The 24,076-nt window shown below is 70.1% G+C and carries 18 protein-coding genes; 7 read left to right on the top strand and 11 right to left on the bottom strand.

Annotated features, from left to right (window positions below; genetic code table 11):
• Nucleotides 1-4: 4 nt before the first annotated feature.
• On the bottom strand, nt 5-2,557 hold the full coding sequence (locus tag ACPYOG_RS02845; RefSeq protein WP_481292745.1) for a right-handed parallel beta-helix repeat-containing protein: 2,553 nt from the start codon (nt 2,555-2,557) through the stop codon (nt 5-7).
• A gap of 329 nt (nt 2,558-2,886) precedes the next feature.
• Between ACPYOG_RS02845 and ACPYOG_RS02840 the strand changes: the two genes are divergently transcribed.
• Both ACPYOG_RS02840 and ACPYOG_RS02835 read left to right on the top strand, forming a co-directional pair.
• Entirely contained in the window at nt 2,887-3,462 is a 576-nt protein-coding gene (locus tag ACPYOG_RS02840; RefSeq protein WP_481292744.1) for an arsenate reductase/protein-tyrosine-phosphatase family protein, read from the top strand.
• A 78-nt stretch (nt 3,463-3,540) separates the two neighbouring features.
• Complete coding sequence (locus ACPYOG_RS02835; RefSeq protein ID WP_481292743.1) at nt 3,541-3,963, top strand: FAD synthase family protein; 423 nt, start codon at nt 3,541-3,543, stop codon at nt 3,961-3,963.
• Between the two features lie 123 nt (nt 3,964-4,086).
• Here the strand turns inward: ACPYOG_RS02835 and ACPYOG_RS02830 are convergent, their stop codons facing one another.
• The 3 genes from ACPYOG_RS02830 to recQ form a co-directional block, all read right to left on the bottom strand.
• Nucleotides 4,087-6,198 carry an acyl-CoA dehydrogenase family protein gene (locus ACPYOG_RS02830; protein WP_481292742.1) on the bottom strand — a complete coding sequence of 704 codons (2,112 nt, stop codon included), beginning with the start codon at nt 6,196-6,198 and terminating at the stop codon, nt 4,087-4,089.
• 291 nt (nt 6,199-6,489) lie between these two features.
• The gene (locus ACPYOG_RS02825; protein ID WP_481292741.1) at nt 6,490-6,954 is read right to left on the bottom strand and encodes a DapH/DapD/GlmU-related protein; all 465 of its coding nucleotides are present in this window, start codon (nt 6,952-6,954) and stop codon (nt 6,490-6,492) included.
• A 298-nt stretch (nt 6,955-7,252) separates the two neighbouring features.
• Nucleotides 7,253-9,298 (bottom strand): DNA helicase RecQ, encoded by a 2,046-nt coding sequence (gene recQ, locus ACPYOG_RS02820; RefSeq protein WP_481292740.1) that lies wholly within the window; start codon nt 9,296-9,298, stop codon nt 7,253-7,255.
• Between the two features lie 96 nt (nt 9,299-9,394).
• Here recQ and ACPYOG_RS02815 point away from each other — a divergent pair, with 96 nt between their 5' ends.
• The 3 genes from ACPYOG_RS02815 to ACPYOG_RS02805 are packed head-to-tail and all read left to right on the top strand — an operon-like array spanning nt 9,395 to nt 12,531.
• Complete coding sequence (locus tag ACPYOG_RS02815) at nt 9,395-9,958, top strand: dihydrofolate reductase family protein (RefSeq protein ID WP_481292739.1); 564 nt, start codon at nt 9,395-9,397, stop codon at nt 9,956-9,958.
• Nucleotides 9,958-10,902, top strand: coding sequence for an EamA family transporter (locus ACPYOG_RS02810; protein WP_481292738.1), 945 nt, complete (start codon nt 9,958-9,960; stop codon nt 10,900-10,902). Before ACPYOG_RS02815 ends, ACPYOG_RS02810 begins: the two co-directional genes overlap by 1 nt.
• A 60-nt stretch (nt 10,903-10,962) precedes the next feature.
• The gene (locus ACPYOG_RS02805) at nt 10,963-12,531 is read left to right on the top strand and encodes an amino acid permease (RefSeq protein ID WP_481292737.1); all 1,569 of its coding nucleotides are present in this window, start codon (nt 10,963-10,965) and stop codon (nt 12,529-12,531) included.
• Between the two features lie 181 nt (nt 12,532-12,712).
• Here the strand turns inward: ACPYOG_RS02805 and ACPYOG_RS02800 are convergent, their stop codons facing one another.
• The 3 genes from ACPYOG_RS02800 to ACPYOG_RS02790 form a co-directional block, all read right to left on the bottom strand.
• A complete protein-coding gene (locus tag ACPYOG_RS02800) occupies nt 12,713-13,195 on the bottom strand; it encodes a MarR family winged helix-turn-helix transcriptional regulator (RefSeq protein ID WP_481292736.1) in 483 nt (160 codons plus the stop codon).
• On the bottom strand, nt 13,179-14,921 hold the full coding sequence (locus ACPYOG_RS02795; protein ID WP_481292735.1) for an MFS transporter: 1,743 nt from the start codon (nt 14,919-14,921) through the stop codon (nt 13,179-13,181). Before ACPYOG_RS02795 ends, ACPYOG_RS02800 begins: the two co-directional genes overlap by 17 nt.
• A 111-nt stretch (nt 14,922-15,032) precedes the next feature.
• Nucleotides 15,033-15,662, bottom strand: coding sequence for a LysE family translocator (locus ACPYOG_RS02790; RefSeq protein ID WP_481292734.1), 630 nt, complete (start codon nt 15,660-15,662; stop codon nt 15,033-15,035).
• A 124-nt stretch (nt 15,663-15,786) separates the two neighbouring features.
• Between ACPYOG_RS02790 and ACPYOG_RS02785 the strand changes: the two genes are divergently transcribed.
• Nucleotides 15,787-16,311, top strand: coding sequence for a hypothetical protein (locus ACPYOG_RS02785; RefSeq protein ID WP_481292733.1), 525 nt, complete (start codon nt 15,787-15,789; stop codon nt 16,309-16,311).
• Nucleotides 16,312-16,650: 339 nt separating this feature from the next.
• Here ACPYOG_RS02785 and ACPYOG_RS02780 read toward each other — a convergent pair whose 3' ends face one another.
• The 3 genes from ACPYOG_RS02780 to ACPYOG_RS02770 form a co-directional block, all read right to left on the bottom strand.
• Nucleotides 16,651-17,232 (bottom strand): TetR family transcriptional regulator, encoded by a 582-nt coding sequence (locus ACPYOG_RS02780; RefSeq protein WP_481292732.1) that lies wholly within the window; start codon nt 17,230-17,232, stop codon nt 16,651-16,653.
• Nucleotides 17,233-17,369: 137 nt separating this feature from the next.
• Complete coding sequence (locus ACPYOG_RS02775) at nt 17,370-17,783, bottom strand: arsenate reductase ArsC (protein WP_481292731.1); 414 nt, start codon at nt 17,781-17,783, stop codon at nt 17,370-17,372.
• Nucleotides 17,784-17,817: 34 nt separating this feature from the next.
• Nucleotides 17,818-18,186 carry a cupin domain-containing protein gene (locus ACPYOG_RS02770; protein ID WP_481292730.1) on the bottom strand — a complete coding sequence of 123 codons (369 nt, stop codon included), beginning with the start codon at nt 18,184-18,186 and terminating at the stop codon, nt 17,818-17,820.
• Nucleotides 18,187-18,250: 64 nt separating this feature from the next.
• On the opposite strand from ACPYOG_RS02770, the gene ACPYOG_RS02765 reads away from it, so the two are divergent.
• Complete coding sequence (locus ACPYOG_RS02765) at nt 18,251-19,834, top strand: ATP-dependent DNA ligase (protein WP_481292775.1); 1,584 nt, start codon at nt 18,251-18,253, stop codon at nt 19,832-19,834.
• A 120-nt stretch (nt 19,835-19,954) separates the two neighbouring features.
• Here ACPYOG_RS02765 and ACPYOG_RS02760 read toward each other — a convergent pair whose 3' ends face one another.
• Nucleotides 19,955-23,962 carry a DUF7507 domain-containing protein gene (locus ACPYOG_RS02760; protein ID WP_481292729.1) on the bottom strand — a complete coding sequence of 1,336 codons (4,008 nt, stop codon included), beginning with the start codon at nt 23,960-23,962 and terminating at the stop codon, nt 19,955-19,957.
• Between the last annotated feature and the right edge of the window lie 114 nt (nt 23,963-24,076).

Genomic DNA, 24,076 nt, shown 5'->3' with positions numbered 1-24,076 from the left:
TGGGTCAGTTCCACGCTCCGATCCGGAGCGAGCCGGCCGGCTCGCCGGTCAGCGCGGCCGTCGCCGCGGGGAGCGGCTGAGCCAGCGCCGAGGTGAGCGAGGTCACCAGCGGCAGCGGGGCGAACCCGGCGGAGAGCACGTCCTGACCGTCGAAGGAGCGCGACGTGCGGTCCTGTCCGGTCGCGGCCGTGAACTGGGCGAGCGAGTTGAAGACCGCAGGGTCTCCGGCTCCTCGCGACCAGACGATGAGCCAGGTCGGGCTACCCGTCGAGGTGCGCTGGTAGACGTTCCCCGTGAGGGTGATCCCCATCTGCTCCGCCGAGTGCCAGTGGCTGTAGTCCTCGACCGCGAGCACGGCGTTGCCCAGGCTGTTCGCGAGGATGTTGTTCGTCACGGTGACGTTGCCGGTGATCCAGGTCACGGTCGGGTCGGGAAGAGACTGCCGGGGGTCGTGACCCGCCGTGGAGAGGTCGCTCGCCCGCCGGTAGCCCTGCGTGATGCTGATGTCGCGCACGTTGCCGGTCACCGTGTTGTTGCGGATGTCCACCCCGTTGGTGTCGCTGACCAGGATGCCGTCCATGCCGTTCTGCGCCACCACATTGTTCGCGATGGCGAACTTCGCGGAGATCTCGGCGACCAGGCCGTGACCAGAGTTGCCCACGATGTCGCTGTCCGCGATGGAGGCGTCGTACACCGACTCGTCGAACCAGAGCGCGTTGCCGTCGTTGTTCAGGAAGTTGCTCCCGGTGACGGTGATGCCGCGCGACCGGGCGACCTTGAAGCCGCCGGCGACCGGAGCACGGTTGAAGTGCTCCGTGTTGTTGTGGTCGGCCAGCATCCCGGTGACCCGGAGGCGGTCCGCGTAGGTCGCCTGGGCACCGAGCATGCCGTTGCGGGCGACGGTGACATTGGTGAGGGTGCCGTCGGTGCCGCCGATGGCGAGACCAGTCGTGGCATTGTCCGTGATCGAGGCGTTCTCGACGGTGACGCCGGTGGCGTAGATCTGCACGGCTCCCATGTCCGGGACGGACGGGGAGTAGCGACGGATGCCGATGCCCTTGAGTGCGCTGCCGTCACCCAGGACCACGAACGCCTTCACCGTGTCGCTGGCGTTGAGCTGGTGACCTGTCGGGTCCGAGCCGAGCACCAGCTCGTGGGTGGTCCCGTCGACGTAGAACGTCCCGGCCGTCACGGCCGCCCGCGAGGCGACCTGCTTCAGAGCGGTCCCGTCGAGGAACAGCTGGTCGGGATGCGCGGCCATCGGGTACGCCGGGTTGACGAACTGCCAGCCGGCGGTCGTACCGTCCGGCGCTCCGCGCGTGTACGTCGGGCTGTCGTCGAAGACGACGTTCCAGTTGCCGGCGACCCAGGCCGAGCCGGAGCGCGACCAGTTCGAGACCGCGCGGCTGCCGTCGAACCAGACGGCCTCCTTCGGATACGCCTGGATGGTGACCTTCTTGCCGCGCGGGATCGTCACCGTCTCGTGGTAGGTGCCGCCGCGGACCACGATGGTCGATCCGCTGGGGACGGCGTCGACCGCGTGCTGGACCGTCTTCCACGGAGCGGACTGGGACGAGCGCGAGACGCCGTCGTCGCCGGTGTTCGCCACGAAGTAGGCGCCGGACGGCACCGCGTACGAGGTGCTGCCGATCGGCGCCGCTCCGGAAGCCGAACGAGCGGTCGACTGGTCGATGCTCGTGTCAGCGCCGGCGGGCGCGGTGGGGCCGGTGGCCGGCGGCTGCGGAGCGCTCGTCGGCGTCTGCGTCGGGGTGGGGGTCGGCGTCGGCGTCACGGTCTGGCCGGGGGTCGGCGTGACGACCGGTGTGGTCGCCGTCGGAGCGGGCGTCGAACCCGACTGCGCCGTGAGCTCGCTCGCGGTCAGGTCGTCGAAGCGCACCGGCTCGGCGGTCGAACTGCTGGAAATGTAGCTCCACAGCGCGATCGAGCCGGCGTGGCTGAGGCGGTCGAGCGAGGAGTCGCTCGCGGTCACCTGCCAGTCGGGGGCCGTGCTGGAGGCGGGCCAGGCGCGGGCGCTCAGGGCGACCGAGTCCGTCCCGGTGGCGCGCAACTCCACTCGGATGGGCGTGCCGGCGGCGACGGCCGGAAGCACGACCTTCTCGGCGGCGACCGTCGTCTGCGTAGCGGTCGAGCCGTTCACGCGGGTGATCGACAGCACGCCATGGTGCCGCGCGTCGACCCGGAAGGTGGCCTGGTAGTACGCGGTGCCGGTAGAGCGCACCTGCACACCGGAGTAGACGCCGTTGCCGGTCGACGGCAGGGTGTCGATCAGGACGTTCGCAGCCGCATCCACATCGGACGCTGTCGCGGAGGGGAGGCTGGCCGTGAGCGACGCGCCGGGCCGGGGCACGGCCTGGCGGCCGGAAGCGGAACCGACAGAGAACGCAGCAGCGCTGTTCACGTGGTAGGCGCCGCCGAGCTGGGCGGCGCCCCAGCCGTTGGTCTGGGTCCGGTCGAAGGTGTCTGCGGCGATCTGCCGCGAGACGACGTAACTTGTCGGGGCGGCGAACGCGCCGCCGGCAGTGATGCCGACGGCCACGGCCGCTACTGCGGCACTTGCCGCGAGGGCGATTGAGGATCGCAGGCGCGCTTTCGCAGCGCCCGCTTTCCGATTGGTCTCGAAACGGTGAGCGGGGTGTCGGGACATAGAGGGGTGCTATCCAAACGTCGGGTAGAACGGAAACGGGTAGCAGGCGAGACCAGTTCCTGCCGCAGGTTGGTGGTGACGTTAGCAAACGCTGGGGGCGCGGTGCCAGTGACAGAACCAACCGAGCTTTCAGCGACAGACCGTAGCACGCCGCAGCGGAGAATCACCCCCGTTCGGGTGTCGGCACGCGGGCGATCGGACGTATCCGGGAGAATGGACGGATGGCTTCGGCGACCCGCTTCAGCATCCGTGCGATCTGCACGGGCAACATCTGCCGGTCGCCGGCGATGGAAGCCCTGCTCGCCGCCGAATTGAATGCTGACCGGGGCTTCATCGTGGAGTCCGCCGGCACGGAGGCAATGACCGGATGGCCCGCCGATCCGGCCATGGTCCGCCTGCTGCGCGAGCGCGGACTCGACGTCCGCGGGCACCGTGCGCGCCAGTTGGATGCGAACATGCTGGGAATCGACGACCTGATCCTGACAGCGACCTACGCGCACCGGGAGTGGATCGCCTCCGCCGACGCTGCGGCCGCCCGCCGAACCTTCACACTCGCCGAGTTCGCGCACATCGTGGACGGCGCTCCGGCATCGGGAACGGCGTCCGACCTCGTCGCGTGGGCAGCGGCCCACCGGCCGGCGAGACCTACCAGGCGGACGCCCTCCACCCGGCGCGGCGGCAGCCCGGGCGACATCGTGGATCCGTACGGACGCCCGGAGGCCGTCTTCCGCCAATCGCTCGCTCAGATCCTGCCCCTTGCACGTGCGGTGGCCGCAGCTCTCAACAGCCGGGAGTAGCGCTCCGAACCTACTGGTGACAAATCCTCACTAATCCGCCAGAATAGGTGAGGATAGCTCAATCAGAGGGGGATGCCCGTGACCCGACGCATCGGCTACGCCGCAGGGGCGTTCGACCTGTTCCACATCGGACACCTCAACATCCTGAGGCACGCCAAAAGCGAATGCGACTACCTGATCGCGGGCGTGGTGTCGGACGAGATGCTGGAGCTGACCAAAGGCACGCCCCCGGTCGTCCCGCTCCACGAGCGGCTGGAGATCGTCCGCAGCATCGCCTACGTCGACGAGGCCGTCGCCGAGACGGTCCCGGACAAGCTGGACATGTGGCGCGAGCTCCGCTTCGACGTCTTCTTCAAGGGCGACGACTGGCGCGGCACCGAGAAGGGACTCCGCCTCGAGCGCGAGTTCGCGGCCGTCGGCGTCGAGGTCGTGTACTTCCCGTACACCATGACCACCTCATCCACCCAGCTGCGCCGGGCCCTCGCCGCCCTGGCCGGCTGACCCCGCCCTCCCTGCGCCCCGCGCCCTACCCTCCCCGCGCCCCGCGCCCCACCATCGAGTACGCAGAGACTGCACGCCGCCACGGCGTGTCGCGTGCAATCTGTGCGGACTCGACGGTGGGGGTCAGCGCTTCTTGGACTTCTCCTGCTCGGGGAGGGTGCCCGCGGCGCGGCGCGCGGCGTAGTAGGCGCGCGCCTCCGCCTGCCGCTCGGCCTCGGCGCCCGAGGCGATCTTCGCGCGGACCAGCTCCGGGCCGTAGCCGAACGCATCCACCAGATCGACGGCATGCGGACGGATGCGCGTCAGCAGCCGGTCGATGTAGGCACGGACGGCTTGGGCGCGCTGCGGCGACAGGCGGCCGTTCATCAGGTACCACTCGAGGTGCTTCTCGATCAGTCCGAAGCCGAAGAGGTCGCGCAGCCAGGTGAGCACCTGCTTCGTCCCGGCGTCGGGCGCATCCTCGAGAGCGTCGGTGAACGCCTCCCACTGCAGCAGCTCGCCGTGGGCGCGGGCCGCCTCGATGAGCTCGTTCTGCTGCGAGTTGAACAGCTCGGCTGCGGCCTTCTTGCCGAGCTTGGAGGCGGGGCGCAGGCGTCCCGCGATCTGCGCGATCATCGTCTCGACGCGATCGGTCAGCAGCTCGCGCTGCGTCGCCGGCTCCTGCAGCCAGTTGACGGCGCGGGCTGTCGAGCCGAAGTCGCGGACCGTCTGGGCGACGCTCCGCAACCCGGAGCCGTGGTAGGCCCGGCCCGCCGCCTGCGTGACGACGTAGCGGGCCATCGCGCCGGCGTCCGCCTTCGCGAACTTGCGGCTGAAGTCGGTGAGCAGCCGCTTCGCGACCAGCTGCAGCAGGACGTTGTTGTCGCCTTCGAACGTGACCCAGATGTCCAGGTCCTGCCGGAGCGATGTGAGGCGGTTCTCGGTGAGGAAGCCCGCGCCGCCGCACGCCTCGCGCGCCTCCTGCAGGGTGTCGAGCGCATGCCACGTACTCAGCGGCTTGAGCGCCGCGGCGATGGTCTCCAGGTCCTGGCGGTCGGTGTCCGTGTCGGCGACGCCGCTGAAGACATCGTCGAACTTGTGCAGGAACACCTCGTGCGCGAAGCTCGCCGCGTATGTCGTGGCGAGCAGCGGGAGCAGCCGGCGCTGGTGCCGCTGGTAGTCGAGCAGCACCTCCTCGTCGGTGTCGCTGCCCGCGGTGAACTGCCGGCGCTGGTCCGCGTACGTGATCGCGATGGCGAGGCCCAGCTTCGCGCCGATGGTCGCGGAGCCGTCGAGCGAGACACGGCCCTGCACGAGCGTCCCGAGCATCGTGAAGAAGCGGCGGCCGGGGCTCTGGATGGGCGAGGTGTACGTGCCGTCCTCGGCCACATCCCCGTAGCGGTTGAGCAGGTCGGTGCGCGGGATGCGGACCCCGGTGAAGTGCAGACGACCGTTGTCGATGCCGTTCAGTCCGCCCTTCTGGCCGTCGTCCTCGCCGCCGATACCGGGAAGGAAGTCGCCGTTCTCGTCGCGGATCGGGACGTAGAACGCATGGACGCCGTGGTTGACGTTGCCGGCGATCAGCTGCGCGAAGACGACGGCGGCGGTCGCATCCACTGCCGCGTTTCCGAGGTAGTCCTTCCACGCGCCGCGGAACGGAGTGTCGAGGACGAACTCCCGCGACTCCGCGTCGTACGTCGCCGTCGTGGCGATGCTGGCGACATCCGAACCGTGGCCGGTCTCGGTCATCGCGAACGCGCCGGGGACCTCCAGCGACATGATGCCGGGGAGGTACTTCTGGTGGTGGCGTTCCGTGCCGAGGTGCAGGACGGCGGCGCCGAACAGGCCCCACTGCACCCCCGACTTGATCTGGAGGGACGGGTCGGCCGCGACGAGCTCCTCGAACGCCGCGATGTTGCCGCCGTGATCCTCCAAGCCGCCCAGGGACTTCGGGAAGGCCCGGTGGACCTGACCGTTCTCGACGAGGAGCTTCAGCTGCCCGAAGACGCGGGCGCGGTGGTCGGCGACCGAGAGGCCTTCCTGCTTCTGCATCTCCGGACGCTTCGAGACCTCCCGGGAGGCGAGCCGCGCCTCGGCCCAGTGGCCGAGCAGCTGGCGGCCCAGCGCCTCCACGTCGACCCGCGGCGCAACGCCGGCGGGCGGAGCGGTCGGCTCGGTGAGCGTCGAGGGCGCGGCTGGGCCGGCGGAAGTGGATGCGGGGGTGGCGCTCGGAACGCGTTCGGCAGTGTCGACCATGACTTCTCCTCTAGGAAGATCGCGGGATGCCGCCACGCTACGACCGACCACCGGCAACGGCGAAAACGTCGGTGCCCGGCCTACAAAGCGAGCCGGGCAGGCCCGACCCCGCTCTTGTCGGGAACCTCCAAATCCAGCCTCCCCGCGCGTGACACCATGCACAACCCGCCATGCCGCCTGACCCGCCGCCTCTCGCCCGCCGCCCATCGCCGAGTACACGAAGACTGCACGCGACGCCGGCGTGTCGCGTGCAGTCTGTGTGTAGTCGATGCTGGGGATGGGGCGTGAGGGTCAGGCGGCGCGGCGGGATGCGCGCTGTTGGGGGCGCGGGGCGCGCAGCGGGGTCGCCAGTGCCGCTCGGGCGGCTGCGGCGCCCTTCAGCTCGATGACAGCGCCGGCCGGGACGTGCGTGTCGCGCTCGAGGCGCGCACCGTTGCCGACCATGGCGTTCTCGCCCAGCTTGGAGCCGCTGCCGATCTTCACTCCGCTGCCCACGAGGCATCCTGCCCCGACGTGGACGTTCGCGCCCACGAAGGTGCGGTCGCCCACCGTGGCGCCCTTGTCGATCCAGCTTCCTGCGCCGACGTAGGCGTCCATCCCGACCCGTGCGTCGGCCTCCACGTAGGCCGTCGGCTCGATGTATGCCGACTCGGCCACCCGGGCCGTGGGGGACACCAGTCCCCGGCCGTTCGCGTGACGCTTGTACTTGATGACCGCGCCGGTCTCATCCTCCAGCTCTTCGATCATTCGTGCCATCTGCTACTTCCTTCTCCGAGATCGCGCAGTAATCATTCAATGTCATAACGTCGGGCGGCCGGAAGGAATTCCCTGGTCGCCCGATGGAACGACGGACGATACTCCCCCTCGTGCACCGCGCAAGGGGGAACGACGAGGTCTGGCCGTCAGGCGGGCGGTGCGAGCGCGAATCGGACAGGCGCGGACGACGAGGTCGGCCGGATGCGATGGGCGGGCGGGAACGGCCGGACGGGGTACGGCGCGTGGCAACGACCGGACGGGATCGGAGCGGCGAGTCCGGCCGTACTGGAGGCGACTGTCAGGCGGGCGCAGCCGCGTCGGCGCCGGCGACGACGGAGAGCAGCGCCTCGCCGTAGACCTCGCGCTTCTTCGAGCCGATGCCGCTGATGCCGTCGAGGTCGGCCAGCGAGGCCGGGCGGGCGGCGGCGACCGCGCGGAGGGTCGCATCGCCGAAGACGATATAGGCGGGGACGCCCTGCTCGCGAGCTTGACCCGCCCGCCACGATCGGAGCGCCTCGAACAGCGGCTGGTCGGCGGCCGACAGGTCGGCCGTCGCCGCGGCGCTGCGCGACGCGCGGGGCGCGCGCTCCGGCCGGTCCGGCTCGCGCCGGAGGACCACGGTCCGGCCCCCGGCGAGCACCTCGCCGCCGCCGGGCGTCAACGTCAGCACGCCGTACTCCCCCTCGGGCTTCAGCAGCTCTCCGGCGATGAGCTGCCGGACGACGCCGCGCCACTGGCTGTCGCTGAGGTCGTCGCCGATGGCCCAGGTGGAGAGGCGGTCATGGCCGTACTGCTCGACGCGCGGCGTGCGCTTGCCGCGGAGGATGTCGATCAGGTGCCCGGCGCCGAACCGCTGATTGCGCTCCCGGTGGAGGCGCACGACGGTCGAGAGCAGCTTCTGTGCCGGGACCGTCCCGTCCCAGCTCTCCGGCGGCGTCAGGCAGGTGTCGCAGTTGCCGCACGGGCCCGAGGTCTGCCCGAAGTATCCGAGCAGGTTCACCCGGCGGCACTGGACGGTCTCGCACAGCGCGAGCATCGCATCCAGATGCTGCGTCAGGCGTCTGCGGTGCGCCAGGTCGCCCGGGGAGTCGTCGATCATGCGCCGCTGCTGCACCACGTCTTGCAGGCCGTAGGCGAGCCACGCGGTCGAGGGCAGCCCGTCGCGGCCGGCGCGGCCGGTCTCCTGGTAGTACCCCTCGACCGATTTGGGCAGGTCGATGTGGGCAACGAAGCGCACGTCGGGCTTGTCGATGCCCATGCCGAAGGCGATGGTCGCGACGACGATCACGCCCTCCTCGCGGAGAAACCGCGACTGCGTCGCCGCCCGCTGGGACGCCTCGAGGCCGGCGTGATACGGCAGAGCGGTCAGGCCGCGCGACGACAGGAACTCCGCCGTCTTCTCGACCGACGCCCGGGACAGGGCGTACACGATCCCAGCGTCGCCCGCATGCTCTGCGGTGATGAAGTCGAGCAGCTGTTTGCGGGGCTCCACCTTCGGCACGATGCGGTACTGGATGTTGGGGCGGTCGAAGTCGGCGACGAAATGTTCGGCTTGCTCGAGCCGGAGGCGGGACGTGATCTCGCGGTGCGTCGCGTCGGTCGCGGTCGCGGTGAGGGCGATGCGCGGTACGCCGGGCCAGCGGTCGGCCAGCTCGGAGAGCATGAGGTAGTCCGGGCGGAAGTCGTGCCCCCATTGCGACACGCAGTGCGCCTCGTCGATCGCGAACAGCGCGATGCGGCCACGCTCGAGGAAGCGCTTGGTCGCCTCGGACGACAGCCGCTCCGGGGCCACGTAGAGCAGGTCGAGCTCTCCGCCGAGGTAGGCGCGCTCGACCGCGGCCCGGGCGTAGCCGTCCTGCGTCGAGTTCAGGAACGCGGCACGGACGCCGACCGCGGTGAGCGCATCCACCTGATCCTGCATCAGCGCGATGAGCGGCGAGACGACGACGCCGGTGCCCTCACGCAGCAGCGACGGGATCTGGTAGCAGAGGCTCTTTCCGCCGCCGGTGGGCATGAGCACCACGGCGTCGCCACCCGCGGCGACCCGTTCGATGATCGCCTGCTGCTGCCCGCGGAACCCGTCGTACCCGAAGACCGTGCGCAGCGCTTCCGCGGCGGACCCGAACCGTGGCAGCGTCGCCCGGACGACCGCCGGGGTCGATACCGGACGGCCTGCCGCTGCCGCGGGCACGGTCTCCTCACCGGCGGGCCACACCTCACCGGCGTACGGGTCGTCGAACTCGGGCAGCGGCGGCTCCTCATCGAGAGGAGGCGCATCCCGGTCGTCGGGCACCCGGTCGTCGGAGGCCGGGTCGCCGGGGATCCAGCCGTCGGTGAAACTCATTCCTCGATCGTATCCGCGGCGTCTGACGGTCGGCCCGGGCGGATGCGATCTGTGGATAACTCCCCGTCGAACCCTCACTCGGGTACCATCGCCCACATGCGCCGGCTGATCGTCACCGAGTTCATGACCCTCGATGGAGTCGTGGAGGCACCCGGCGGCGAGCCGACGCACCGGCACTCCGGATGGACGATCCCATTCAGTTCCGACGACCTCCGCGCCTTCAAGCTGCGGGAGGTGCTCGAGGCCGAGTCGTTGCTCCTGGGCCGACGCACCTATGAGCAGTTCGCGGAGGCCTGGCCGCCGCGCGAAGGCGAGTTCGCCGAGAAGATGAACGCCATGCCCAAGGTCGTCGCCACCTCCCGGCCACGCGAGCTGGAGTGGAACGCGACCGCCGTGGAGCATCCCGTCCGCGCCGGCATCGGCACACTGAAGGAGGGTGACGGCGGCCCGATCCTGGTCGCGGGCAGCGCCTCCCTCGTCCGGTCGCTGCTGGTCTGGGGGCTCGTCGACGAGCTGCGGCTGCTGGTCTACCCGGTCACGATCGGCGGCGGCACCCGGATCTTCCCCGACGACCGGGAGAAGTGGACGTTCGAGCTCACCCAGCTGGACCGCTTCAGCTCCGGCGCGGTGCTGCACACCTATCGCCTGGCCGGGAGCTGATGCCGGCGGTCCTCGGGCTGCTCAGCGCCATCGTCTACGGATCCGCCGATTTCCTGGGCGGCGTGGCGTCGCGGCGCATCGGCCCGATGCGCACCACCGCGGTCGGCGCAGTCAGCGGCCTCGTCCTCCTGCTGGTCGCGCTGCCCTTCGTGGGCGGCACCTGGTCGGTTCCTGCGCTCGGCTGGGGCGCCCTGTCCGGGTTGGCGGGATCGGTCGCCATCGGCCTCCTGTACGGATGCCTCGCTATCGGCCCGATGAGCATCCTCTCGCCGCTCACCGCGCTGGTCTCCGCCGTCGTGCCGATGGTGTGGGGACTCGTCGGGGGCGACCGGTTCGGGCTCGTGGGCTCCCTCGCGCTCGGACTCGCGCTCGTCGCCGTGGTGCTCGTCGGATTCGTCCCCGAGAAGGGCGCCGTGCGGCCGAGCGGTCGTGCGCTGCTCATGGCGGTGGGCGCCGGCGCGATGCTCGGCGTGTTCCTCATCCTGCTCGACCAGACGCCGCGGGACTCCGGCGTCGTGCCGCTGATCGCCAACCGCGCGGTGAACGGCGCGGTGATGTGGACCGCGGTCGCCCTGCTGGTGCTGAGGTCCCGACGCGGCGCTGCAGCGCGTCAGAGAGCCGCACGCGACCGAGTGGATGCGCTCCTCCCGGGCGACGCGCAGGCCCGATTCGAGGCGGCAGCCCGAGTGGATGCGCCGGTCCGGCTCGAACGCCTCGGCGTCGGCATCGCGATCGCCGGGGGTGCCATCGACGCCTCCGCGAACGTCCTCATCCTGCTCGGATTGAGGCTCGGGGAGCTGACCACGATCTCCGTCCTGGTCGGCCTCTATCCGGCGGGAACCATCCTGCTGGCTGCCATCGTGCTGCGAGAGCGGGTGGCGCCCGTGCAGTGGGTCGGGCTGGCGCTCGCGGTCGTGGCCGCGGCGATGCTCGCCATCAGCTGACCTCGCTCTCGACCCGTGCCAGCCGGTACTGTGGGTCGCTGGAGCAGACGGAGGCGATCCATGAGCACACCGCACGACCCGGCAGACGAACTCGAGAATCCCCGGGAGCACCTGGGCGATGTGAGTCAGGCCGTCCAGGACTTCTCCAGCGAGCAGGAGGGCTACCACAAGTCGCTCTCGTCGCGGCAGCTGCAGATGATCGCCATCGGCGGCGCGATCGGCACCGGCCTGTTCCTCGGCGCCGGCGGCCGTCTGCACGATGGCGGGCCCCTGCTGGTGATCGTCTACGCGGTGTGCGGCTTCTTCGCGTTCCTGGTGCTGCGCGCGCTCGGCGAGCTCGTCCTGCACCGGCCGTCGTCCGGCTCGTTCGTGTCGTACGCGCGGGAGTTCTACGGCGAGAAGATGGCCTACGTCGCCGGATGGATGTACTTCCTCAACTGGGCGATGACGGCGATCGTCGACTCCACGGCCGTAGCGCTGTACGTGAAGTACTGGAGCCTGTTCTCGAGCGTCCCGCAGTGGCTGCTCGCCCTGATCGCACTCGTCGTGGTGGTGAGCCTCAACCTCATCTCGGTGAGGGTGTTCGGCGAGATGGAGTTCTGGTTCGCCCTGATCAAGGTCGGGGCGCTGGTCGCGTTCCTGGTCGTCGGGATCGTCGTGCTCGCGGCCGGCTGGCCGACCGATGTCGGGCCGACAGGCATCGCGATGCTCTCGCAGAACGGCTGGCTGCTGCCCCACGGCGTCGCTACCATCGCCATGGCGATCGTGCTCGTGCAGGGCGTCGTCTTCGCCTACGCCGGCGTCGAGCTGGTGGGCACGGCCGCCGGTGAGACCGAGAACCCCGAGAAGATCATGCCGCGGGCGATCAACAGCGTCGTGTTCCGCATCGCGGTGTTCTACTGCGGCTCGGTGCTGCTGCTCGCGCTGCTGCTCCCGGCGAGCGCCTACAGCGCCGACCAGAGCCCGTTCGTCACCTTCTTCAGCCACCTCGGCGGACCCGAGCTCAGCGCGATCATCGGCTCGATCATGAACTTCGTCGTGCTCACCGCCGCCCTCTCCAGCCTGAATGCCGGGATGTACTCGACCGGCCGCATCCTGCACTCCATGGCGCAGACGGGAGCGTCGCCCCGATTCACCGCACGGATGAACACGCGCGGCGTCCCGTACGGCGGCATCTTGCTGACCGCTGCGATCGGCGTGCTCGGCGTGTTCCTCAACCTGATCGTGCCGGAGCAGGCGTTCAACATCGTGCTGAACATCGCATCCCTCGGCATCGTCACCAGCTGGGGGATGATCGTCCTCTGCCAGATGCAGCTGCGCCGCTGGGCGCTCCGCGGCGTATACACGCGCCCCTCGTTCCGGCTGTTCGGTGCGCCGTTCACCGCCTGGCTGACCCTCGCGTTCCTCGTGGCGGTGCTCGTGCTGATGGCGTTCGACTACCCGACCGGGACGTGGACGGTCGCCTCGCTCGTCATCATCATCCCGCTGCTCGTGATCGGCTGGTACGCGCAACGTTCGCGCATCCTGGCCATCGCGGCGGAGCGCCAGGGGCACACGGGCGCGCACCCCGTCATCGCGGCGCGGCGCCCCGGCCGCCCGGGTCGCCCCGGCGACCCCGGCCCCCGCTGACCCTCACCCGCCGAGCCCTACGCCCCGGTCCCCCTCCGCCGTCCGCCGGACCTCATCCGCCGAGGCCAATCCGCCGAAGTGCTCGTAGTTACATGCGACACGCCGGCGGCGAGTGCAACAACGAGCACCTCGGCGAATCGGAGATGGGAGCGGCGAGGAGGTGCGGTCGAGCTGAGCGGCGTCAGGACGCGGGCGGGGCCACCTGTGCGGCCTGCTCCAGCGCGGGCAGGGCGGCGCGGACCGCCTCCACCTGATCCGGCGTGAGCTCGGCGAGCACCGCGGAGACCGCCCGCGCGCGGTCCGACCGCGCCTCGTCCAGCAGCGCCTTCCCCGCGTCCGTCCCCGAGACGAAGAGGGAGCGTCCGTCCTCCGGGTCAGGCGCCCGCTCCACGAGACCGCGCGTCTCGAGTTCGGCGACGATCCGCGTGATGGTCGGCGCCGCCGCCACCTCGATCGCGGCGATCTCGCTGGGGCGCAGCGGTCCGCGGCGGACGATGGTGGACAGTGCGGACAACTGGCCGTGGCTGAGACCCCCGGTGGACGAGCGGATGCGGCGGTTCAGCCTCCCGACAGCAAGGGCCAGGCGGCCGGAGACATCGTCGACGACCTCGTTGTCGCCGCCTCCGGCCGCCGGCCGCTCGTCAGCTTCATGCGCGGTGGGCACCGACTTCCTCGCCTTCCTCGGCGGCCTGACGCTGGGGTGCGACGGCCTCCTCATGAACATACTTCGCCCCGCCGAGGAACGACGCCACGGCGCCGATGACGCTCATCACGGCGGCGGCGATGAAGACGACCACGAGCCCGTCGTGGAACGGCCCGGAGATCAGCTGGGGGAAGAACTCCTTGCCCGTCAGCGTGGCTGCGTCCACGTGCGGCGAGGTCAGGATCCCGGTCGGGGTGAGGAGGCTCTGGATGGGGTTGTAGCCCAGGAAGGCGGCGAACAGACTGCCGACCGGCGGCGTGTTCCCGACCTGCGCCGCGATGTTCGCCGGAACCCCGTGGGACGTCAGCCCGTTGCTGAGCGCCGACGGCAGCGCCACCGAGAGCCCGGCGATCATCAGGGAGAAGAAGATGCCGATGGAGAGCGAGCTTCCGGCATTGAGCGCCACACCGGCCATCCCGGATGCGGCACCGCGCTCGTTCGCCGGCACGCTGTTCATGATCGCGGTGCGGTTGGGCGAGGAGAACAGGCCGGACCCGATCCCGTTGAGGCCGGTCAGCAGAGCGAACTGCCAGTACTCGAAGTTCACCGGGATGAGCAGCAGGCCGACGAACGTCGCGCCGACGAGGAGCAGTCCGACCGTCGCGAACGAGCGCGATCCGAACCGGTCGGAGAGCGCGCCGGAGACGGGACCTGCCACCAGGAACCCGATCGTGATCGGGAGCATGTAAATGCCCGCCCAGAGCGGCGTCGACTCGTAGCTGTAGCCGTGCAGCGGCAGCCAGATCCCCTGCAGCCAGATGATCAGCATGAACTGCAGCCCGCCTCGCCCGATCGCCGCGAGGAACCCCGAGAAGATCCCGGAGGAGAAGGCACGGATGCGGAACAGCCGCATGTCGAACATCGGCGCCGGGACCCGCAACTCGATGAACACGAACGCGACGAGCAGCAGGATGCCGCCGATGATCGCACCGAGGACCCACGGGTTGCCCCATCCCTGGCTGGAGCCGCCGTAGGGCTGGATGCCGTACGTGATGCCGGTGAGGAGGACGATCAGGCCGACCGCGAACGTCGCGTTGCCGAGCCCGTCGATCCGTCCGGGGTTCTTCTGCCCGACCTCGTGCAGCGACTTGAGGGACCAGATGGTTCCGACGATGCCGAACGGAACGGAGACGAAGAACACGGCCCGCCAGTCCACCTCGGCCAGCAGGCCGCCGAGGATGAGGCCGATGAAGCTGCCCGCGATGGCGGCCACCTGGTTGAGTCCGAGGGCGAACCCGCGCTTGTTGGCCGGGAACGCGTCCGTCAGGATCGCGGTCGAGTTGGCGAACAGCATCGCGCCGCCGATCCCCTGCACGAACCTCCAGACGATCAGCCACATTGCGCCCGGTCCACCGGTGAGCGGGTCGAGGCACAGCGCGATGGCCGCGATCGTGAAGATCACGAACCCGAGGTTGTAGATCCTGACCCGTCCGAACTGGTCGCCCATCCGTCCGAACATGACGACGAGGACGGCGGTGACGAGCATGTAGCCCATCAGCATCCAGAGGAGGTACGACACGTTGCCCGGCTCGAGAGGGTTCAGCTTGACGCCGGTGAAGATCGCGGGCAGGGAGATGATGACGATCGACGAGTTGATCGTCGCCATGAGCATGCCGAGCGTGGTGTTGGACAGCGCCACCCAGCGGTAGTGCGGGTGGTCTTTGGTGAAGATGCCGGTGCGGGCCACGGAAGTCCTTGTCAGTGCGCGTGAGAGTACGTGGAGATGCGGTCGTTTATATGCGTCAACTATATTACGCGCGTCCGCCGCACGGTCCTCCGTTATGCCCGCGGGAGGCGCCTACGACTCCGCGCTGAGCGCGATGGTGCCGAGCCCGAGGGCGGCCAGGATCCCGGCCGACACCCGCTCCAGCCACGTCGTGACGGCGGGCCGCTTCAGCCAGGCCACCGCCCGGCCGGCGAGGAGCGCGACCGCGACGAGGTAGAGCGAGCCGACGACCGCGTCGATCGCCCCGAGCAGCAGGGTGCTGCCGATCGTGGAGCCGTCGTGGGGCACGAACTGCGGCGCGACGGCGAGGAAGAACAGGCCCACCTTCGGGTTGGTCATCGTGGACAGCGCCCCGGCCACGAACCCTCCGTGCAGGGATGTGCGGCGGGCGGTCGGCTCGATCCCAGCAGAGTGGTTCTTGCGGCTGGCGATGAACGCCATGACACCGAGGTACACGAGGTAGAGGCCGCCGACGATCTTCAGGATGCGGTAGAGCTCCGCGGACTGCTCCAGCAATGCGGCCAGCCCCAGGGCGACCGCGAGCGCCCAGCCGAGCGAGCCGACCGCCGAGCCGACCGACGCCGCGATCCCGGCGCTCGGTCTCGACAGGCTGAAGCGCAGCACGAGGAACGTGTCCGGCCCCGGTGTGATCGCGAGGACGACGCACAGGCCGGCGAAGGCGAGGAGGCTTGCTGCGGTCATCCGACAAGTATGCAACGGCAGCCGAAAACCCGTCGCGCCCGTCGCGTACGGTCCGACCGGGGTTAGGCTGTGCGCAGGACCCACGGGAGACGTCGGCCCAGCCTGCAACCCGAGAGGCACGGCGATGATCGATACGGACACCGAAACAGACCCGGGCGAGGAGCAGGTCTCCATCCCGGACCAGTTGCGCAGCCTCCTGGAGGGCGAGCGCGGGATGAAGGAACTGGCCGCGACGGAACCGCTCTGGTACCCGGCCCTGGTGCGCCAGCTCGAGCTGGCCGTCGGCGACGACAAGATCATCTACCTGGGCGCGGCCACCGCTACGTCGGTCTCCACCGTCACGTTGCGGGTCGGGATCTTCACCGCGAGCATGGTGGTCGCGGCGGAGGTCGTCGACGACGGATCGCCGGGCGCGCACGTCACGACCCGGGTGGAGGGCCGTAGGGCGCTGGAATGGTTCGAGCTGTCCGGCGGGCAGGGGGACGACGGATCGGACTCGCCGTGGCCCGGCGGCTTCCGCATCCGCGCGTACTACCGCTCGGGGCTCACGGTGACGGTGCCGGCGAATGTCGTGGACACAGAGGCGAAGCGCGTTTCGGTGCACGGAGTGCTCGACGGCATCCGGGCAGACCTCAAAGCCCGGATGTGAACGCTGCGCCGAATGGTGGTGGAGGACTCTGGAAATCGAACCAGACAGGTCGCCCCGATAGGCGAGTCCCCCGAACCTGAACAGTATAAGGAAGCTTCCGCCGAGGTGCTCGTTGTTGCCGTCACCCGCGGCGTGTCGGATGCAACGACGAGCACTTCGGCGTGCGCTCCGCCTCAGGGACGGGAGGCAGCGCGGGTCAGGCGGGCGGGTCAGGCGGGCGGGGGCACGCTCCGATCCGGAACGGAACCGGAGCGCACTCCCCCGCAGGGCGACGCACGGCGCCGCCGGTGTCCCCGGTTAGAACGTACGGACTTCCCGGTTTGATCGCAAATGCAGGCGTTACAGCGTGCCGAACGCGGCAGTGACCACGCCCCACACCCGCGCGATGTCCTCGCTCAGCGTCTCGAAGGCGTTGCGCTCGGCCGCGATCGTGTAAGCGCCGAAGAGCCCGTGAACGGCGGCCGTCGCCAGGTCGCGCACCTCCACGTCACTGCGTCGGCGATCCTGGGCTTCCTGCCTCAGCAGTCCGGCCACGAAGGCCGCCCAGCGCGCATAGGGGTCGTCGTCGGCCGCCGGGGGAAGCACGGTCTGGGTGAGCTTCATGGCGGCACGCGCCCGGATATCCGCGCCGAGGACGGCCGCCACCCGCTGTGTCACTTCCTCTGCGGCCGCGAGCCCGCGCAGCCCGGACGCCGCCACGTCGTGGACGATGGCCGGCCAATCGCCTCCGCTCTCCTCCACCAGCGCCGTCGCGATGTCGAGCTTCGAGCGGAAGTGGAAGTACACCGCGCCCTTCGTCGCACCCGTTCGCTCGACGATCCGGTCCAGGCGTGCGCCCTCGTACCCGTGCTGGTCGAACTCGGTCGCAGCGGCGTCGAGAATGGCGATCCGCGTGCGCTCGGCGCGTTCCTGTCTCGGCATGCGTCATCGCCTGTCTCGTGAAGGGAGGGGGTGACTAGACGATAGCGCGGCGATCCGCACGGTCGGCGCAGCGGCGGTCGGGGTGGGATCGGGAAACGAACACGGACGGTCGCGTCCTGAGGGGACAGAACTGCAGGTCACGCGGCGTGAAGCAACTCCGCGATCAGGGCACGGACGCGCTCCTTGATCTCGTCGCGGATGGGCCGCACCTCGTCGATCGGCCTGCCGGCTGGATCGGTGAGCTCCCAATCCTCGTAGCGCTTGCCGGGGAAGACGGGGCAGGTGTCGCCGCATCCCATCGTGATCACGACGTCCGACTCCTGTACCGCTTCGGTGGTGAGTAGCGCCGGGCTGCCCGCCGAGATGTCGATGCCGTCCTCGGCCATCGCTTGAACAGCGACGGGGTTCAGCGCGTTCCCCGGCTCCGACCCGGCCGAGCGCACCTCCACTCGATCCCCGGCGAGGGCCCGCAGGTAGCCGGCAGCCATCTGGCTCCGGCCCGCGTTGTGGACGCAGACGAACAGCACGCTGGGACGGGGGGATTCGCTCACTCGTACAGCTTCGCACGCGCGGGGCAGCCACGCCTCACGTGCCGGGCAGCTCCCGCAGCTCGCTGGTCCGGTCGCCGGGATTGTCGCCCGTGTTCACCGTCCCGGTCGGCTCGAACAGCACGACGAGCGCATCCTCGTCGGCCTTCGGGCAGTGCTCCACCCCTCGCGGAACCACGAAGACGTCGTGCGGGCCGAGCTCCACGTCCCCCTCGCGCAACTGGATGGTCAGCCGTCCCTCTAGCACCAGGAACAACTCGTCGGTGTCGGGATGCGCATGCCAGACGAACTCGCCCCGCAGCCGGGCGACCTTGACGTCGTAGTCGTTGACACTCGTGAGCCGGTGCGGCTGCCACGGCTCCGCAACAAGGGCGAAGACGGCATCGAGGTTGTGGACGGCGTTCATGGGGGCAGCGTACCCGCGCCGGTCCGTGGCCGGCGCTGTCGGAGGCCGGTGGTTGGATGGGCACGTGCTCCTCGATGCGCTCGTGACGACGGCCGAGACCGTCGCATCCACCCGCTCCCGGCTGGCGAAGGTGGACGCGCTCGCGGCGCTGCTCTCGCGCCTTGCGCCCGAGGAGGTGGCGCCTGCGGTGGGCTTCTTGGTCGGGAAGGCCCGGCAGGGCCGGGTCGGCGTCGGCTGGCGCGGGCTGAGCGGAGCGATGGGCGAGCCCGCGGCGGAGCCCGGCCTGACGATCGACGACCTCGATGCGCTGCTCGACCGGCTGGGCGCGCTCTCCGGCGCCGGGTCTGCCGGCGAGCGCAATCGCACCCTGCGGGACTTCACCGCGCGGGCGACCTCCCGGGAGCAGGACTTCATCGCCCGCGTGCTCCTCGGCGAGATGCGCACCGGCGCCTTGGAGGGGGTGCTGATGGATGCGATCGCCCGCGCCTCGGGACGAACGGGCGAGGCGGTCCGTCGTGCGGCGATGCTGTCCGGCGACCTCGGCGAGACGGCGCTGCTCGCGCTCACCGGCAGCGCCGAAGAGCTGGATGCGGTCGGGCTGGTGGTGGGCCGGCCGGTCCTGCCGATGCTCGCCGCCTCGGCGCCGACGGCAGCAGAGGCGCTCGGCACGACCGGGACCGCGTCGGTGGAGTTCAAGCTCGACGGCGCGCGCATCCAGGTGCACCGGCACGGCGACGAGGTGCGTGTCTTCACGCGCAACCTCGCCGACATCACGCACCGGCTGCCGGAGGTCGTCGAGGTGGTGCGACGACTTCCCGTGCGGGACGTGATCCTCGACGGCGAGACCCTCTCGCTCGATGAGGACGGCGTCCCGCGGCCGTTTCAGGAGACGATGTCGCGATTCATGTCGAGCCCGGCTTCCGTCACCTCGGTCGCGGGCTCCCTCGGCGCTGGGGTCGCGGCACCGCTCCGCGCTGCCCTGAGCTCCACCGCGCATCCCTGGTTCTTCGACGTGCTCCACGTCGACGGGCGCGACCTGCTCGACGAACCGCTGTCGACCCGGCTCGCCGAACTGGAGCGGGTGGCGGGCGAGCACCGCATCCCGGGCGAGGTCACCTCCGACCCCGAAGTGGCGGAGCGCGTGGCGAGGGAGGCCCTGGCCGCCGGCCAGGAAGGCGTCGTCGTCAAGGCGATCGACTCCCCGTACGCCGCCGGCCGCCGCGGTTCCAGCTGGATCAAGGTGAAGCCCGTGCACACCTATGACCTCGTCGTGCTGGCCGTCGAGTGGGGGTCCGGGCGCCGCCACGGTCTGCTGTCGAACATCCATCTCGGCGCCCGCGACCCGGACGGGGAGTACGGGGAGCCCGGGGGCTTCGTCATGGTCGGGAAGACGTTCAAGGGGCTCACCGACAAGCTGCTCGCCTGGCAGACCGAGCACTACCAGGAGATCGAGGTGCGCCGCACGCCGGGCACCGTCTGGGTGGCTCCCACGACGGTCGTGGAGATCGCGATCGACGGCGTCCAGCGCTCCAGCCGCTACCCCGGCGGGATCGCGCTGCGGTTCGCCCGCGTCAAGCGGTACCGCGACGACAAGGACCCCGGCGAGGCGGACACGATCGGGACGCTGCGCGCCATGCTCCGCGCCTGAGGCCGCGTTTACGGCCCGGGCGGCTACCGCCCGTTGCGGCCCGGCCGGCTACCGCCTGACGCACGGCCGGGGATCGAGGGGAGCGCATCCGCTCCCCTCGATCCCCGCCGCGTCATGCGATCAGTCGGTGCGTCCCCGGCGTCGGTAGCGGGTCACGAGAGCCGCGATCAGACCCAGGGCCAACAGTCCGAGTGCGATCAGGAACGGCGGCAGCAGGTCGCTGCCCGTCGACGCCAGACCGGCCGGCGCGACCTCCGTCACCTTCGCCGTGGACGGATCCGAGACGATCGGATCGCCGCCGGCCGTCGTGCCGGTCGCCGTCGCCGTGTTGGTCAGCGTCCCGCCCGCGGCCAGATCCGCCGCTACGACCGTGTACGTGGCCGTGCAGTCGATCGTCTGGCCGGGCGGAAGGATGCTCGGGCCGGGGCAGGTGACGGCCGAGAGGCTGCCGTGTCCGCTGAAGGCGCCCTCCGCGACGTTCGGATTGGTGATGTCCACATTGCCCGCGTTGGTGATCGCGAACAGGTAGTTCACGACCTGCCCCACCTGCGTGGCCTGCTGGATGCTCGCGGTCTTCACCAGGGCGAGCGCGGGGTGCGGGCTGGTGACGACCGCGACCGAGGACGGTGCGGAGGTGACCGTGCCCCCGCCCGGCGAGGTCCCAGCGGCCGTGGCGGTGTTCGTGATCTTCCCGGAGTCGATGTCCGCCTGCGTCACCGTGTACGTGGCGGTGCAGGTGGTGGTGTCGGTCGGAAGGAGCACGACGCCCGGCGGGCAGGTGATCGCCGACAGCTGTCCGGTCCCTGAGAACGCCGACTCCGTCACGGTCGGACCCGTGATGGTGACATTGCCCGTGTTGGTGATCGCGAACGAGTAGGTGAGCTCCTGGCCCACCTGGGCGGCCTGTGCGCTCGCAGTCTTCACGAGCGTCAGCTCGGGCGCCTGCGCCGCGTTCACGACAGCGTTCGACGGCACGGAGGTCACCGGCGCACCGGTCGGCGGCGTGCCCGTCACCGTCGCGGTGTTGGTGATCGTCCCGGCGTCCATGTCGGCCTGGGTGACCGTGTAGGTGGCCGTGCAGGTCTCGAACTGGCCCGCGACGAGCGAGGTCTCCGGGCAGTCGATCGCCGAAAGGGCGCCGGTTCCGGAGAACTGCGTCTCGGTCACCGTCGGGTTCGTCAACGTCACGTTGCCCGTGTTCGTCACGAAGAACGAGTACGTCACCTGCTCACCTGCAGCGTTCACCGTAGCGGAATCGACCGACTTGACGAGAGAGATCCCGGGAGCAGGCGTCTGCGGAATGGTGACGGACGACGGTCCCGACGGGACGGAGACGTTCGACCCGGTGGGTGTGCCGTTCGCCACGGCCGTGTTCGTCAGGCTGCCCGCATCCACATCCGCCTGGGTGAGCGTGTACGCGGCGGTGCAGACCTCCTGCTCGCCGAGCGCCAGCGTCGGGGACGGGCAGGTCGCCGGCGACATCGTGCCGGTGCCGCTGAACTGCGACTCGTCGACGCTGATGCCGTTCATCGGCACGTTGCCGGTGTTCGTCACCACGAAGTGGTAGGTGATCAGCTGGCCCGGCGTGTAGGCCGCGGCGTCAGACGGATCCGCCGACTTCACCAGGCTGAGCGAAGGAGCAGGGGCGGTGGTCGGAGTGTCCGTGGTGGAGGGGACGGACACGACCGGCGTGACCGCTCCCGGAGGCGTCCCCTCCGAGGTGGCGGAGTTGTGGACCGTGCCGGCGGTCACATCCGCCGCGGTGATCGTGTACACGCTGGTGGCGGTGCAGAGCTCGCTCGCGGCGGGGGCGAGTGTCGTCTGCGGGCAGGTGACCGCGCCGGCCTTGGGGTCGTTCACGCCCACGCTGCTCAGGGTGAGGACGCCTGTGTTCGTGACGGTGAAGGTGTACTGGATGGTGTCCCCGGCATCCGTCAACCCGTCGCCGTTCACATCCGCCGGTGGACTGGCGTGTTTGTCGATCGAGATGGCGGCGCACGCCGCTGTCGGGACGAAGTCGAACGCGGCCTGGCCGGAGGACGTTCCGGCGGGGGCGTCAGTGACCCCGTTGTCACCCGTGGTGACGGCGTTGGCGGTGTTCGTGACGGTGGTCCCCGGCTGCGGGCAGGTGTTCAGCACGGTCGTGCTGTAGCAGGTCTGGATCGGGTCGCCGCTCCAGGAGAGCTGGACGTGCGAGGCGTCCACCGCTGCGGAATCCGTCACGCCGGCCAGGTTGAGGACGGCCGTCAGGCTCGCGGTCGCACCGCTGGTCGGAATCGACGAGATGTCGATGCTCGGCGGAGTGCCCGCCGGGAACGGGATGTTGTCGAAGCCGGTGACCGGGTTCCCGTTCGCATCCTGCAGCGTGACGGTGGCGCTCTCGTACTCCGTGCCGGTCAGGCCGGGCAGGGAGACGGTCTGCCACGAAGAGACGTGACCGCTCTGCCCGTCGCAGTAGTACTGCTCGGGCGACAGGGTCACCTGCTGCGAGGCGGTCGTGCAGGGTCCGCCGGTGAGGGCGTTGAAGATCGTGATCTGTGCGCCATCGCCGTTGGACGCCATGCATCCGGGCAGGTTCTGCAGGGCGCGCACGGTGTAGCCGCGGACATTCGTCGGCGCGGTGGTGAACTCGGCGCAGGGCTGGACCTTGCCGCCGACAAGCGGAAGCGAGAAGTCGTAGCAGGAGTCGACGTCTCCGTTGGCCGTGTAGTACTTCGCGCCCACGAGGACGCCGGTGCCGAAGCCGTCGTTCGTCGCCGGGGAGAAGGCGTAGGCCGTCTGGCTCCACGGGTTCGGGAGTGGCGCGCCGGTCGGCGTGAAGCAGGCGGAGTCGAAGACCGCGCATCCGCCGAGGACGGTACCGGTCGACGACACCACCGGGAACACCTCGCTGCCGTGCAGGCTGGGAGCCCCGACGGCGATGGGGAAGCTGGGGCAGACCGCCTGCGCGGTCGTGTCGTAGCAGCTCAGGAACTCGGTGGAGCCGATCGCATCCACGTAGGAGATGTAGACGTAGCGACCGAACGTGTCGATCTCGGGGTTCCCGACCGTGCCCATCGGCTGCCCCGCGGTCACCGTCGTGGTGCCGCAGGAGGCGCCGGCAGGCGAGACGCACTGCAGGTTGCCGTTGAGGTCCACGTAATAGTAGTTGCCGTCGCCCGCGGCGATTCCGTCGCCGCTCAGCGAGTAGCCGGGGACCGTGGTCGAGCCCAGTGCAGTGAAGCCGCAACTGGTCAGGGAGTTCAGGTCGAGGCACTGCATCCCGAACGGGTTCGCCGGGACCACGTTCTGCGAGGCCGGCCAGTACAGACGGCCGCCGGAGATGAAGGAGCCGTTGACCAGGTCGGAGAAGTACGTGGTCGATGAACCGGTGCCGAGCGGGGTGCCGGGGGTCGGGTCCACATACGAGGACTGGGCCGGCCAGCCCGGGCAGATGGCGCCGGACAGAGTGGCGCAGAACACCACGGTCGGGCTGCTGTTGTGGTGGAAGACCGTGTACACGTTGCCCAGGTAGCCCTCGACGCTGTAGCCGTCGCCGCCGGGGGTGTTGAACGTGACGGCCGCCGCCGAGAAGTTCGACGAGGAGGAGCTCGTGATGCTGGCCGGAACCGTTCCCGTCGCGCCGACGCCGTTGACCGCGGCACCGCCGGGCGGGCTGCCCGCGGTCCAGGTCTGGCCCCCGTCGGTCGTGTACTGGGGCGACAGGCTCGGCGGCGTCTTCAGCGACCCGGGCACGTAGCCCTGCAGGCCGGTGATGGCGTCTGTCTGGTCGACGGTCGCCGACGATCCGGTCGTGTTGGTGTAGTGCAGGACCCAGTTGAGGGTGTCCGACTGCTGCGTCGTCCCCGTCGTGCCGGCTGCCGAGTCCGTCGACGTACCGGTTGCGGTGGAGGTGCCGGTCTTGGTGAAGGTCGCCGCTGCGCTCGACGCTTCGGGACGGGCCGCTGCGGCCGTCGCCGATGGTGCCGCCTGCGCCGGCTGTGCTGCCGCTGCCGGGAGCGCGGCCGTTCCGCCCGCGACGGCCAGCCCGCTCACCGCCAGGAGGATCGTGACGACGGAGGAGAGGGTGCGCGACGGTCGCCGCACCGGTACTCGCTCGTCGAACAGGCGTGATTTCGTGTGGCGCATGGTCCCCTCCAGAACGCTCGTAGCGCGAGAACGCGCCGCGAAAACTACCGGCGCCGCGGTCGGGCGGAGCCGAGTATCCGGGTCGACAGAACACATGTATTCCTGTCGACCCGG

Source organism: Leifsonia sp. HAY1-4F (assembly GCF_056755275.1).
This window is presented reverse-complemented; position numbering and strand designations above follow the sequence as displayed.

Bases quoted from the DNA above. Each gene is read 5' to 3' on its own strand.
- ACPYOG_RS02840 (WP_481292744.1), top strand. From the start codon at position 2,887: ATGGCTTCGGCGACCCGCTTCAGCATCCGTGCGATCTGCACGGGCAAC.
- ACPYOG_RS02830 (WP_481292742.1), bottom strand. From the start codon at position 6,198: ATGGTCGACACTGCCGAACGCGTTCCGAGCGCCACCCCCGCATCCACT.
- ACPYOG_RS02825 (WP_481292741.1), bottom strand. From the start codon at position 6,954: ATGGCACGAATGATCGAAGAGCTGGAGGATGAGACCGGCGCGGTCATC.
- recQ (WP_481292740.1), bottom strand. From the start codon at position 9,298: ATGAGTTTCACCGACGGCTGGATCCCCGGCGACCCGGCCTCCGACGAC.
- ACPYOG_RS02815 (WP_481292739.1), top strand. From the start codon at position 9,395: ATGCGCCGGCTGATCGTCACCGAGTTCATGACCCTCGATGGAGTCGTG.
- ACPYOG_RS02810 (WP_481292738.1), top strand. From the start codon at position 9,958: ATGCCGGCGGTCCTCGGGCTGCTCAGCGCCATCGTCTACGGATCCGCC.
- ACPYOG_RS02805 (WP_481292737.1), top strand. From the start codon at position 10,963: ATGAGCACACCGCACGACCCGGCAGACGAACTCGAGAATCCCCGGGAG.
- ACPYOG_RS02790 (WP_481292734.1), bottom strand. From the start codon at position 15,662: ATGACCGCAGCAAGCCTCCTCGCCTTCGCCGGCCTGTGCGTCGTCCTC.
- ACPYOG_RS02785 (WP_481292733.1), top strand. From the start codon at position 15,787: ATGATCGATACGGACACCGAAACAGACCCGGGCGAGGAGCAGGTCTCC.
- ACPYOG_RS02780 (WP_481292732.1), bottom strand. From the start codon at position 17,232: ATGCCGAGACAGGAACGCGCCGAGCGCACGCGGATCGCCATTCTCGAC.
- ACPYOG_RS02770 (WP_481292730.1), bottom strand. From the start codon at position 18,186: ATGAACGCCGTCCACAACCTCGATGCCGTCTTCGCCCTTGTTGCGGAG.
- ACPYOG_RS02760 (WP_481292729.1), bottom strand. From the start codon at position 23,962: ATGCGCCACACGAAATCACGCCTGTTCGACGAGCGAGTACCGGTGCGG.